Origin of the sequence: Flavobacterium zhairuonense, from assembly GCF_004352915.1 — a bacterium.
Taxonomy (GTDB): domain Bacteria; phylum Bacteroidota; class Bacteroidia; order Flavobacteriales; family Flavobacteriaceae; genus Flavobacterium; species Flavobacterium zhairuonense.
This window is the reverse complement of record NZ_SJSY01000071.1, coordinates 220,291-234,827: the sequence shown is the minus strand read 5'-3', so window position 1 is coordinate 234,827 and position 14,537 is coordinate 220,291. Positions and strand designations below refer to the sequence as shown.

Genomic DNA, 14,537 nt, shown 5'->3' with positions numbered 1-14,537 from the left:
AATTTTCATGAAAAATGTAAGAAGAAGTTTATGCAATCAGAAATGACAGTTATTAAAACAAAAACCGCCTGAAAAATTGATTCAGGCGGTCTTAGATCTCTACTAGAGATTTTCAAAAAACAATTAAAAATATTTTTTAAATCAATCTTTATCCCAAAATAATTTTGTGTCTAATTTATCACCGCCAATAGCATTTGCTGCGGCGTTATAATTTGTAGCATTTAAAGTCTGCTCTCTTATTGGATAAGCCATTCGGGATGGAATTTTTCCATTTGCAGCTGCATCAGCATTTGATGGAGGCACTAGTGCAGGGAAATTTAGTCGTCCTGTAAAAGTCCAACCTTCAAATCCTCTATTAAACATTGCATACCATGCCTGCTCGCCAATTTTCTGTTGCCAAGTTCCGATCGCTGTTGCATAAGCAACTAATGGTTGTGATAAATAGGCATTAGCTTCTGTCGAGGATACTCCCCAATCTTCCATAGAAGCTTTAATTGCATTATTATAATGTGATTCTGCGCTTCCATCAATAGCAATTCCCCTCTCAACAGCTTCCGCTAATAAAAACTCAACTTCAGCATAATCCAAATAAGTTCCTTTAAAATCTGGTGCTTGAATCTTATCACTTATATGAGTAAATTTTCCAAAACTATTTTTAACTCCAATTACACCTCCTTTATATGGTAAAGGATTTCCGTTTTCATCCTGTAAATTTTGTGCAAAGTATACCTTTGTTCTAGGGTCATTTTTAGCCACCAATGCATCCACAAATGGTTTAGCAGGCACGAAATCATGTCTTCCTCCAAAAACTAAGTCAACATAAAGCGGATTAGTATTAGGCACATTCGTTTCATACGATATTTTTGCATTATCAGCATTTGATGAAAATACGTTTTTTGAAGCAGAAAGAATCGCAACATCAGCAATCGAACTTTCCAAACCAGAAGCTTTGAGATTTATTCCTAGTTTCAATTTAACACTATTTGCAAATTTGATCCAAGAAGCCATATTGTCCCTGTAAATAACATCGGCATTACCAAAGGCAGGATATCCAATTTGAATGTTTTTAATGTTTTCATCTAATCGAACAATCAAATCTTTGTAAATATCTACTGCTTTATCATATTTTGGAAGATAATTCCCAGAACCTTTAAAAGCTTCTGAATAAGGAATATCGCCAAAAGTATCAACCAAAATTTGATACGAGTAAACCGTTAAAATATCGATTAAAGCAAGCTGATTTTTTTTAGTAGCAGTCTTCGCTTCAAACTCAGGATCAGAATCTAAAATCACTTCTTTTTCTATAAATGATTTCGCCATTACTAAGTCATACAAAGACCCATCATTATTTGTCGTACCTGCAAAATAAGCATTCCAGTGATTCCCTGAAATATTCCTTGTTGTCCATTGATAAACTGATTCATCAATATAAGTGGTTTCTGTCCATTGCTGATTTACAAGTCTAAATATATTTTTGTTAACGCTAGTATTTACAACTTGTTCAGCAATACCTTTTTCTGCACTAGTAAAAAGGGAAGAAGCCGGAACTTCTGAAGGATTTTTTTCATCCACATTTAAGTCGGTCAAGTCACTACACGAACTTGTAAGTGCTAAAACACTTAAAAAATAAACTATTTTTCTCATGATGTTGTTTTAAAATTTAAATGTTAAATTGAATCCTATATCCCTTGTTGTTGGCAATGAACCAACAGAATATCCTCTAGAATTATTTCCAGAAGACAATCCGCTTTCAGGATCAGCATAAGGCAAATGTTTGCTAATGATCCACAAATTAGACCCTAATAAACTAAAGGTTGCCGAATTAACAAATGTCCCTTCAAACATGCTTTTAGGAAAATTATACGAAATTGAAACCTCTCTTAATTTCACATAAGAAGCATCATACACAAATGCTTTTGCAGGCTCAGCTAAATAACCATAATTATTAGAATAGGTTCCAGGATTTTGTGACATTACTTTATTTGGCGAACCATCTGGGGCAACTCCCGGATTTAAGACACCTTTTTCGCGAATATCTCCTACGGCAGTTTCTTTATACAATCCAGTAGCTAAACCATAATACATATCCAAAGAAAAAATATCTCCTCCTTGTTGAGTATCAATTAAAAAACTAAACGAAACATTTTTATAAGTAAGACGATTTCTTAATCCGCCAATCCAATCTGGAGTAATATTTCCTATTGTATTGTCAGATGTTGTAGTAATCATATACTTACCTGTTGTTTGATCTACCGTTGGCTGGCCATTGGTGTAAACATAATCGGTTCCTTTTATACTTCCATATGCTTCATTAAGTGTTGCGTTGGTTGTAACCCCACCTTGAAAACTAGCTAACTGTAAATTTTCAATTCCTCCTGGCAATGAAATAACTTTACTTCTGTTATTAGACCAGTTTGCTGTAATATCCCAACTAAAATCTTTTGTTTTAACAGGTGTCCCTGTAATTTGAATTTCCAAACCTTTATTCTCAATATTTCCACCATTTACTACTGCATTTGTGTAACCAGATACAGAGGAAACTGCAGCAGAAACAATTTGATCCACAGAATTTGTTTTGTAATAAGTCACATCAAATCCTAAGCGTCTGTCAAGCATACTAGTTTCAAGTCCTACCTCAAAAGATTTAGTTCTTTCTGGTTTTAAATTTGGATTTTTATTTATGTTTGGTAAAGTGTACATCGATTGATTATCAAAATTAGAGCTTCTCACATAAGTGTTTCTAAGCTGCAAAGCATCTGCATCATTTCCTACTTCTGCATAATTCATTCTAAATTTTCCCAAATTCAACCATTCTTGTTTCATTAAATTCGAAAACAAAACAGATCCTGATACAGCAGGATATACATATGAATTATTTCCATTTGGAAGCGTTGAAGACACATCACGTCTTAAGGAAGCGTCTAAAAAGTAAGTATCTTTATATCCTAAAGATGCTTGAGCATAAATTCCGTTTACTTGTTTGGTGTATTTTGCTTCTTGCGGGAAAGGCAAGGCATATCTTGAATTTGATAATGCATATATTCCCGGAGTTACTAATCCTCCAATTGTTGATGAAAGAACACTCTCCTTATCATCTCTTCTTACATTCGCACCTAATATTCCCGTCAAACTAATATCTTCCCCAAATTTTTTATTAAAGTTCAACATGAAATCATAATTAACTTCTTGAAAATTATTATCGTTTCTTTGATAACCTGAATTTTCATCAACTGGAGACAATCCGAAACCTGACGCTATAGATCCTACAGCTCTTCTTTCTTCTTGAAGTTCTTTATAAGTATCTAATGACACACGACCTAACGCACTTAACCAATCTGTTATTTTATAATTAAGAGACGCATAACTGAACAAGCGTGTTCTACTGTCTGAAGAATAATTTTGATAACGAGTAAAATACGGATTGTCCCAATAAGCAGGTACTAATCCTTCAGGCGAGGTAGGGTCAGCCCAGTTCCAAGTAATGTTTTTACCTCCTGAAGCATTGTAAACATTTTGCAATTCTTTTAAATCAGTATTCGTTTGCCACCATTGTCTGAAATTACCAAGAATATTATCATTGTATCCTGTCGAGTTTCTACCAATAGTGTTTTGCAAAGTCACTGCAGCGTATGCATTTGCTGTTAGTTTATCTGTAATATTCTGGCTAAATCTAGCACTTAATTGATTCTTTTTCAATTCACTATTTGGTAAAATACCTGATTGAAGCGTATTTACATAGGACAGTGAAAGACTTGATTTTTCAGTAGCTTTTTCAAGAGACAAACTATTGGTATTTGTTTGCGCTGTTTTAAAAAAGGCAATAGGTCCATTTTCAGCAGCTTGCCAAGGTGTGGCTTTGTTATAATTTTTTGAATAAGGAGTAAAAGCATCCCATTGATATACTGGTTGTCCTGTAAAAGCATCTCCGTATGAAGCATCATTAGATGTATCTACTGTAGGAATTTTGCTTTCTGGGTCTAAAAACGAACTTCCAATTCCGTAACCTGACCCGTATTTATCCTGATATTTAGGAAATGTAGATTTATCAACCGTTCCAACTGTAAAATTGCTCGAAAAAGTAAAACCAACCTTTTTATCCTCTTTTTTCCCTTTTTTGGTAGTTACCATTACAACTCCATTTGCTGCTCTTGAACCATATAGAGCTGTTGCTGCGGCACCTTTAAGAATGTTAATACTCTCAATATCTTCTTGATTTATATCAGATACACTGTTTCCATAATCATAGCCTCCACGACCACTTGTTTGAGTAGTCGTATTATTATTTGTGTTATCTATTGGTACGCCATCAATTACCCAAAGCGCTTGATTATTTCCTGTAAGAGATTTATTTCCTCGAATCACAACATTTGTAGATCCTCCAAAATTTGTATTTCTCGAAACTTCAACCCCAGCTGCTTTTCCAGATAAAAGATTGGAAACATTCGTATTTCCTGCACCTCCGTCCAAATCTTTCCCTGAAATTTGTTGCGTTGCATAACCTAAGGATTTCTTTTCTCTTTTAACTCCCATTGCAGTAGTTACTACGACACCCTCAAGTTCTACAGAAGAATCAGTCAATTTTACATTAATAACCGAAGAACTCGCTGCAATTTCTTGTGTTCTCATTCCGATGTAAGTAAATACCAAGATTTGACTTGGAGAGACTTTAATTACATACTTTCCGTCAAAATCAGTTTGTGCTCCTAATTTTGTGCCTTTAACTAAAATGCTTACTCCCGGTAAAGGTATTCCGGCATTGTCCGTAACTATTCCTGTAATTTTTTTTTCTTGAGCAAATGATAATTGCATCATTAGAATAAAAAACAGAATAATCAATCTTGTAAATTTTTGTTCCATTATTATATTTTATTTGAATTTGAATGCAACTTATAAAATTTAAACAATTTTAACAAGAATTTTATTTTAATTAACATTAATAAATATAATACTATTACTACAATTATAATTAAAAGGTGAATTTTTAAAGGATATAACTTTTAAAAAGTGATTATGGATATTATGAAATCAAAAAGATTTGTAAGAATTCAAAAAACATTTACGTCAACAAAAAAAGAGATCCTTTTAGCTTCTATAAACATGAATGAAATAAGTGAATCAATGAAACCAAAAAACCGCCTAGATCATGTCTAGACGGTTTAATTCTCTTAGTTTTTATACTAAAAGCGTACTAATTCAAAATAGATAAAAATGACTAAGAGAGTTTTTATAAATGTTTTAATATTTTTATTGAAGCAAACTTAAATAAGAATTAAACTACAAAAACCCTCTTTAAGCCAAAAAAACAATAAAAAAAGCCAATAGTTAAAAAACTATTGGCTTTCCAAATTTTATAGTATCAATATACTACATTCTCTCAGGAACTTCAATCCCTAATAAACTGAATGCCGATTTAATAACTTCGGCTACTTTCTGAGAAAGCTGCACTCTGAAAATCTTTTTTGTCAAATCAACTTCACCCAAAATATGAACGGATTGATAGAACGAATTATATTCTTTTACCAAATCATAGGTATAATTTGCAATTAACGCCGGACTATGATTTTGTGCAGCGTTTTGAATAATTTCTGGGAAAAGTTCGATTTGTTTTACCAATTCTTTTTCTTTTTCATGAAGTTCTTCAATTGTTGTTTTTGCAGAAAAATCAAAATCGGCTTTGCGGATTATTGACTGAATTCTGGCATAAGTATATTGAATAAACGGACCTGTATTTCCTGCAAAATCAACAGATTCTTCTGGATTGAACAAAATACGTTTTTTAGGATCGATCTTCAAAATGTAATATTTCAAAGCTCCTAAACCAATTGTTTTATACAATTTAGCTTTTTCCTCAGCAGAATAACTGTCCAGTTTCCCTAAATCTTCAGAAATTTGTTTTGCTGTATCTGTCATATCCTGCATTAAATCATCTGCATCTACAACAGTTCCTTCACGGCTTTTCATTTTTCCAGAAGGTAAATCTACCATTCCGTATGACAAATGATATAAAGTTGAAGACCAATCGAAACCTAATTTTTTCAAGATTAAGAATAAAACTTTGAAGTGATGATCTTGCTCGTTTCCAACTGTGTAAACCATTCCTCCAACATCCGGCATATCTTTTATACGCTGAATTGCTGTTCCAATATCTTGCGTCATATAAACTGCAGTTCCATCAGAACGTAAAACAATTTTACGATCTAAACCTTCGTCAGTCAAATCAATCCAAACAGAACCATCAGGATCTTTTTCGAAAACACCTTTATCTAAACCTACCTGAACAACATCTTTACCTAATAAGTAAGTATTGCTTTCGTAGTAATATTTATCAAAATTAACTCCAAGATTATTGTAAGTTGTTGCAAAACCTTCATAAACCCATTCGTTCATTTTTTTCCACAGCGAAATCACTTTTTCGTCGCCAGCCTCCCATTTTTTAAGCATTTCCTGCGCTTCAATAATAATTGGAGCTTGTTTTTTAGCTTCTTCTTCTGTTTTTCCAGCTTCAATTAATTGGTTAATTTCTGCTTTGTAAGCTTTATCAAACTCTACATAATATTTTCCAACTAATTTATCCCCTTTTAAATTTGAGCTTTCTGGAGTTTCTCCGTTTCCGAATTTCTCCCAAGCCAACATCGATTTACAAATATGAATTCCGCGATCGTTGATGATCTGCGTTTTATAAACTTTTTTTCCAGAAGCTTTTAAAATTTCAGCAACAGAATATCCTAATAAATTGTTACGAACGTGACCTAAGTGTAAAGGCTTATTTGTGTTTGGCGATGAATACTCGACCATAATTGCCTTATCTTCTGGATTTGGAGTTACGTAACCAAATTTTGCATTGTCTTTTATTTCATTGAAGAAATTCAGATAATAACTGTCTGAAATAACAATATTCAAAAATCCTGATACTACATTAAAGCGCGCTACTTCAGAAACGTTTTCAACCAGGTAATTTCCAATTTTATTCCCTAATTCAGCAGGATTACTTTTAATTACTTTCAGTAATGGAAAAATTACCATAGTAATATCGCCTTCAAACTCTTTTCTGGTAGTTTGAAATTCGATTTTATCAACTGAAACATCAAATAATGCTTGAATTGCTTTTTGTATAGAAGGTGTAAGAATTTGTGATAATGACATGTAACTTATTTTAAAGTGAGCAAAGATACAGCTTATTCATCAATTACAGAAAATGAAAAACATATAAAATCGCACAAAACGTTCAGAATTTCTTAAAAAAGTCTTTTGGATGAATGTTAAAATTATCAAAAAATTAAAACGCTAATCTCCTACAAAACAACAAGTCACAAATTAAATTAAAAAATAATTAGCTTTTTCTTGTAACATATTAGATGTAAAAGAGTCTTAATAGTGACTTTGAATTTATTTAAAGCCAAAAAAAATCTAACAAAAACAAAAAAACAATCATCATCAATCAAATCAAAATAATCAATTACTTATTATGAAATTAAAATTCTTTCTGTTCGCATTATTCAGTTTAATTGCAACAGCACAGGCCCAGAATTCCGGGACAGTCTCGGGAAAAATTATCGAAAAATCGAATAACGCACCAATTTCTTATGCAACTGTTTCTATCAAAGAAAACGGAAAAGTGGTATCTGGTGTCAATACAGATGACAATGGTGATTTTACAATCAAAAATTTAGCTTTAAAAAGCTACACTATCGAAATTCAATATATTGGTTTCAAAAAATATGTTGGTTCATTAATTTTAAGCGAAAACAGAAAAACGGCTACAGTAAATGTTTCTCTTGAAGAAGAAGCAACACAGTTAAAAGGTGTAAATATTGTTGCTGAACGTTCGACAATTGAGCAAAAAATTGACCGTAAAGTAATCACTGTTGGTAAAGATTTGACTACTGCTGGAGCTTCTGCGTCTGATATTATGAGCAATATCCCATCAGTAAACGTTGATCAGGATGGAAAACTTTCGCTTCGTGGAAATGACAATGTTCGTGTATTAATCGACGGACGCCCATCTAATATTGACCCAGCTCAATTATTAAAACAAATTCCTTCAACTTCAATCAAAAAAATTGAGTTGATTACAAATCCAAGTGCTAAATACAATCCAGAAGGAATGTCTGGAATCATCAATATTGTATTGCATAAAAGTGCTAACACTGGTTTCAACGGAAGCTACAGTGGAGGTATAACTTTTGGAGAAACTGCAAAATACAATCAGTCACTTGACTTGAACTACAAAACTGGAAAAGTAAATTTCTTTGGAAACGGAGGTCAAAACTTTGGTACATATTACAACAAAGGAAGAATCCAAAGATTGGATCAAGATGTGGAACAAAATTTGAAAATTTCTAACGAAAACGACAATTATTTGTACAAACTAGGAATGGATTATTTGATTGATGACAAAAACACTTTGTCATTTTATACCAATCAAAACAAATCAACTGGAAATGGAAACGTAATTACTGATATTGATTACAATAACGCTGATCCAAATATTTTTAATATCTACCAAGATTCACATTATAAAGGACCAACAAAAACGGGAACTTATAATTTAGCGTACAAACATATTTTCAAAAAAGAAGGACATACTTTAGATTTTGAAGGTAACTACAGCGATACTAAAGCAGATCAAAATGCAAGCTTTAATACAACAACAACAAGACCTGATAACACTTCAAATAGTGTAATTTACAGCGATCAAATTGGTGATCAAAGAAAATTGAGCACAATAAATGTTGACTATGTAAATCCGTTGAACGATAAAACTACGCTTGAAGCTGGTGCTGAAGCTAGAATCACAAGAACAAACAACGATTACAACACTGGTAATCCATTAGTCCCTGTTGACGAAAGAATTTCAAACTATACTTACGACACTGATATTTACTCAGCTTATGTGACTTTTGGCCAAAAATTCAAAAAATTCAGTTACCAAGTAGGAACTCGTTTTGAAAGCTATAAAGTTCAAGCTAATTTAAATCACGGTCAGGACAAATTCAATGATGACTATATTACATTGTATCCATCAGCTTATTTGACGTATAATTTGAATGAGAAAAATGTTCTTCAATTTAGCTACAGCCGTCGTGTTGACCGTCCGAGTATTGAGCAGACAAAACCTATTCGTGAGTTTTCAACTCCGTTAGTAACTTCATATGGAAATCCTGAATTAAGACCTCAATTTACAAACTCAGTTGAAGTAAATTACACTAAAACTCTTGATAAAGGAAGCATTACAGCTGGTGTTTTCGTAAGAAGCATCAATGATCAAATCAGCAGAACTTTGAGCCCGGATCCAAATGATCCATCTGGATACAAACAAATTTTGAGCTATACAAACTACGATCACAATAGCGCTTATGGTTTTGATGTTTCGTTGAATTATAAGCTAACAAAATGGTGGGATATTCAACCATCGATTGATTTCTCAAGCATCAAACAGCAAGGTGTTGTATTTGAATTTGATCCTGCAACAAACACAAGTGCACCTCTTGAGCGTAGTGTAACAACTACAGCATTCAATGCTCGTATGAACTCAAACTTTAAACCGACAAAACGTTTAAGCTTCTTGTTATTTGGTTTTTACAGAGGACCAGTTGAAGATGTGCAGCAAAACAGACACGAAATGTACAAAATGGATATTGGTTCACGTTATACATTGTTAGACAACAAAATGAACATTAGCGTACGTTTTAATGATGTTTTCAAAACCATGAAATATGCTTTTGATGGAATTTACCCTTATCCACAAACAGGTCAGTTTTCTTGGGAAAGCAGAACAGTTTATTTAGGTTTGACTTATAACTTTGGTGGTGGAAAAATCAAAAACTTACAACGTAAACAAAGAGAAGATAACACTAATAAAGGTGGAGGCGGAATGTTTTAATCCCACTTTGATTAGTAGATTTTAATAGTTCTTGTAGAAAAGAAAAGCCTGGAGTATGCTAACTCCAGGCTTTTTTATTTTAGATTATAAAAAATTTCGCAATTCTTTTATTTCTTCGGGATTTGCAATTTCGGACTTATCTGTAATGGCTGATGAATGATAAAAAGTTGGAGTCAACTTATCTTGCAGTAATTTTATGTTTGAAGATCTTAAGCCTCCTCCCGGCATGATTTCGATTCGGTCTTTGGCTAATTTTTGAATTTGTTCTAAATCAAAAATTCCTTCTTCAACATTTTTTGCTTTTCCTGAAGTCAAAATAGTTTGAAAACCACATTCAATTACATCTTCAAGTCCTTTTTCAATAGAATCTACAACATCAAAAGCCCGATGGAAAGTACATGATAAAGGATGTGCCAAATGTACCAATTCTTTATTTTGACGCTTATTTACTTTTCCGTTTGGTTTCAAAATTCCGAAAACAAAACCATCAACTCCAAGTTTTTTATACTGCTTGATATCTTGTTTCATTTCTGTAAGTTCTTCATCAGAATAAACAAAATCACCGCCACGAGGCCTTATAATGACATGCATTTTTATTTTTACGCTTTCGCGGACTTTCACTACTAAAATCGAATTGGGCGTTGTACCCCCGAGTTTCATGTTTTCACATAGTTCAATTCTGTCCGCACCGCTTTCTTGAGCAATCAATGCCGATTCATAATTGAAACACGCTATTTCGAGCTGATTTTTTTTCATTTGATTCTTTTTTTGTCATTTCGTATGAAATCACAAGATTTGGGATATCAAAAATAAAAAAACCTGCTCCAAAAATGAAGCAGGTTTCAAAAAATATAATGTAAGATGATTATTTTACCATTTAATAATAGCACTTGCCCAAGTGAATCCGCTTCCAAAAGCAGCTAAAACCACAGTATCACCAGATTTTATTTTTCCTTGTTCCCAAGCTTCAGTCAAAGCAATTGGAATAGATGCTGCAGTAGTATTACCGTATTTCTGAATATTATTATGAACCTGATCATCTGACAATTTGAATTTATTCTGAATGAACTGCGAAATTCTCAAATTCGCCTGATGAGGAATCAGCATATCGATATCTGAAACCTGAAGACCATTTGCCTCTAAACCTTCGTTGATAACTTCAGCAAAACGAACCACTGCATTTTTAAACACAAATTGTCCGTTCATATAAGGATAATAACTTTCGTCATTTGGATCATTATCCGCAATAATATCCGTTACCCAACGCGCTCCCATTCCTGGTGCTTGCAACGCTAATTCTTCAGCATGTTGTCCCTCAGAATGTAAATGTGTTGATAAAATTCCTTTTGTCAAATCTTCTTCACGGCTCAAAACTGCCGCTCCAGCTCCATCTCCAAAAATCACCGATACACCACGTCCGCGTGTTGTCATATCCAATCCTGTAGAGTGAACCTCAGAACCAATAACCAAAATATTTTTATACATTCCGGTTTTAATATATTGATCAGCAACAGAAATTGCATAAACAAAACCAGAACATTGGTTTCTAACATCTAAAGCTCCAACAGTTCTCAATCCCAAATCTCTCTGAACCAAAACGCCAGGTCCTGGAAAATAGTAATCTGGACTCAATGTAGCAAAAACTACAAAATCAATATCTTCTTTAGCTACGCCAGAACGTTCTATTGCAATTTTAGCTGCTTTTACTCCCATTGAAGTTGTAGTGTCTTCTCCACGAATGATATGTCTGCGCTCCTGAATTCCAGTTCTTTCCTGGATCCATTCGTCGTTAGTATCCATAATCTTAGACAAATCATCGTTGGTTACAACATTTGAAGGAACATAATATCCTAAGCCCGCTATTTTTGAATGATACATATTCTTTTATTGTTTGTTAAAAATTGGATTGCAAATTTACGTATAGTTTAAAACATAAGCGTCCAAATTACTATTTTTTTCGTTATTAGCAATTTAATATATTTTAATTCTAAAGATCGTTAAAACTATTTCTTTTGAAAAAAATCATCTTTTTGCCAAAAACAATGAAAAATCTTTAAATTATGCTTTAAAATGTAACAAGATTAAAGTACTTTAGTCAAACATTACGAATACCATTTTTCAAACCCCTAAAATTCAAATTATGAAATTAAAGGTTACGCTGCTCTTATTTCTAAGCTTTGGCTTTTTTGCTTCTGCCCAAGAAAATTTAACCTACCAAAAACCATCCAAATCTATTTTAGATTTAGCCGATTACGAACGAGCTCCGACAGTATCAATGGATACTAAAAAGGAATATATGTTGCTAATGTACCGACCAACTTACAAAACATTAGATGACTTAAATCAGGAAGAATTACGTTTGGGAGGACTAAGAATCAATCCAATTACTAATATTTCAAGTTCTGTAACGTATTTAAACAATTTAAAAGTACGTAAAATCAACGGCAAAGATGAAGTACAAATTACAGGTTTGCCAAGCAATCCAAAAATCAGCAATATTTTATGGTCGCCAAATGACAAAAAAATAGTATTCTCGAATACTGTTGCAACAGGAGTTGAACTTTGGGTTATTGATGTTGCAACAGCAAGTGCTACAAAACTCACTGACGCTATTGTAAACGCAAATCTTGGAAATCCGTTTAGCTGGTTTTCAGACAATGAAACGATTTTAGTGAAAATGCTTCCTAAAAACAGACCAGCCTTATTAGATGCTAAAAAAGATTTGCCAACTGGCCCAATTATCTCAAATACTTCTGGAGAAAAATCTCAAAACAGAACCTATCCAGATATGTTGAAAAACAAAAATGATGAAATAAATTTTGAAAACATCATTACTTCTGAATTATACAAAGTAAATCTTAATGGAAATGCGACATTGTTTAAAGAAGCTGCAATGTTTGCTGGCGAAAAAATTTCGCCAGATGGAAATTACATTATGCTTACTACAATTCAAAAGCCATTTTCATATGTAGTGCCTTTGTATAGATTTCCTTCGAGAACAATCGTTTATGATTCAAGAGGAAAAGAAATCAAAACGGTAAATGAGGTGCCTTTGAGCGAAATTATGCCAAAAGGTTTTATGGCGGTGAGAAAAGGAAAACGCGAAATGACATGGAGAAACGACAAACCAGCAACATTAGCATTTGTAACAGCTTTAGACGAAGGTGATCCTGCAAAAAAAGTAGAATTTAGAGATGAAATTTTTCTTTGGGAAGCACCTTTTACAAACAATCCAACTTCATTAGCGAAAACACCGCAACGTTTTAGCGATGTTATTTGGGGGAATGACAATATTGCTGTAATCTCTGATGAATGGTACGACACAAGAAATACAAAAACGTATTTAATCAATCCTTCAAATCCAAGCGAGCAACCAAAATTAATCACAGACAGAAATTCACAAGATGTTTATTCTGATCCTGGAACATTTGAGACTAAGAAAAACGAATACAACAAATATGTATTAGCAATCGAAAATGATAATGCTTTCAGAATTGGAGACGGATTTACAAAAGCCGGCCAATTTCCTTTTATCGACGAATTCAATTTGAAAACTTTAAAATCGAAGCGTCTCTACACTTCTTCATATAAAGACAAAAAAGAAGACTTATTGGAAATTGAAGATTTTAAATCAGGTAAAGTTTTAGTTCAGATTCAATCTAAAAGCGAATATCCGAATTATTATTTCAGAAACATTAAAAAACAAAATAGTCTGACTCCAATTACTGCTTTTAAAAATCCTTTCGAAAGCATTAAAGATGTTAGCAAAGAAGTAATCAAATACAAACGTAAAGATGGCGTTGAACTTTCAGGAACTTTATATTTGCCTGCTGGTTATGACAAAGTTAAAAAAGAAAAATTGCCTTTATTAATTTGGGCTTATCCTGCAGAATACAAAGACAAAAACAGTGCTGGACAAGTGACTCAAAACTCAAATGAATTTACAGTTCCTTATTACGGATCGTTTGTTTATTGGGTCACAAAAGGATATGCCGTTTTAGATGATGCTGCTTTCCCAATTATTGGAGAAGGAACAACAGAACCTAATGACAATTTTATTACACAATTAGTTGATAATGCCGAGGCTGCAATCAACGCTGTAGATGCTTTAGGCTACATCAATCGTAAAAAAGTAGCAGTTGGCGGACACTCTTATGGTGCGTTTATGACAGCAAATTTATTGACACATTCAAATCTTTTTGCATGCGGAATTGCTCGAAGTGGTGCATACAACAGAACTTTGACCCCATTTGGATTCCAAACTGAACAACGCAACTATTGGGAAGTTCCTGAAGTTTATAATACCATGTCTCCATTTATGAATGCCGACAAAATGAAAACTCCAATTTTATTGGTTCATGGCGAAGCCGATAATAATCCCGGAACTTTTACTTTGCAAACAGAGCGTTATTTCCAAGCATTAAAAGGTTTAGGTGCCAATGCAAGAATGGTAATTCTGCCAAAAGAAGCGCATAGTTATGTAGCCAAAGAGAATATTTTCCACCTTCTGTGGGAACAAGATCAGTTTTTAGAGAAATACTTGAAAAATTAAATCCCTAATTTAATTCCAAAATTAAACCCGACAGGTTTTAAAAACCTGTCGGGTTTCTTATTTTAAAAATTATCTAATTTCCTAATTATCAAATTGACACAT

General features: G+C 33.1%; 7 protein-coding genes. 2 read left to right on the top strand and 5 right to left on the bottom strand.

Annotated elements, in window-relative coordinates:
• Window positions 1-141 precede the first annotated feature (141 nt).
• The 3 genes from EYY60_RS10035 to argS form a co-directional block, all read right to left on the bottom strand.
• Window positions 142-1,644 carry a SusD/RagB family nutrient-binding outer membrane lipoprotein gene (locus tag EYY60_RS10035; protein ID WP_132989210.1) on the bottom strand — a complete coding sequence of 501 codons (1,503 nt, stop codon included), beginning with the start codon at window positions 1,642-1,644 and terminating at the stop codon, window positions 142-144.
• Between the two features lie 9 nt (window positions 1,645-1,653).
• Window positions 1,654-4,857 (bottom strand): SusC/RagA family TonB-linked outer membrane protein, encoded by a 3,204-nt coding sequence (locus EYY60_RS10030; RefSeq protein ID WP_132989209.1) that lies wholly within the window; start codon window positions 4,855-4,857, stop codon window positions 1,654-1,656.
• Between the two features lie 507 nt (window positions 4,858-5,364).
• Window positions 5,365-7,143, bottom strand: coding sequence for an arginine--tRNA ligase (argS, locus tag EYY60_RS10025; protein ID WP_132989208.1), 1,779 nt, complete (start codon window positions 7,141-7,143; stop codon window positions 5,365-5,367).
• Between the two features lie 322 nt (window positions 7,144-7,465).
• On the opposite strand from argS, the gene EYY60_RS10020 reads away from it, so the two are divergent.
• On the top strand, window positions 7,466-9,883 hold the full coding sequence (locus EYY60_RS10020) for a TonB-dependent receptor domain-containing protein (RefSeq protein WP_132989207.1): 2,418 nt from the start codon (window positions 7,466-7,468) through the stop codon (window positions 9,881-9,883).
• Between the two features lie 84 nt (window positions 9,884-9,967).
• Here the strand turns inward: EYY60_RS10020 and EYY60_RS10015 are convergent, their stop codons facing one another.
• On the bottom strand, window positions 9,968-10,639 hold the full coding sequence (locus tag EYY60_RS10015; RefSeq protein WP_132989206.1) for a copper homeostasis protein CutC: 672 nt from the start codon (window positions 10,637-10,639) through the stop codon (window positions 9,968-9,970).
• 114 nt (window positions 10,640-10,753) lie between these two features.
• The gene (locus EYY60_RS10010; RefSeq protein WP_115889760.1) at window positions 10,754-11,761 is read right to left on the bottom strand and encodes a 3-oxoacyl-ACP synthase III family protein; all 1,008 of its coding nucleotides are present in this window, start codon (window positions 11,759-11,761) and stop codon (window positions 10,754-10,756) included.
• A 262-nt stretch (window positions 11,762-12,023) separates the two neighbouring features.
• Between EYY60_RS10010 and EYY60_RS10005 the strand changes: the two genes are divergently transcribed.
• The gene (locus tag EYY60_RS10005) at window positions 12,024-14,435 is read left to right on the top strand and encodes a S9 family peptidase (RefSeq protein WP_132989205.1); all 2,412 of its coding nucleotides are present in this window, start codon (window positions 12,024-12,026) and stop codon (window positions 14,433-14,435) included.
• The last annotated feature ends 102 nt before the right edge of the window (window positions 14,436-14,537 follow it).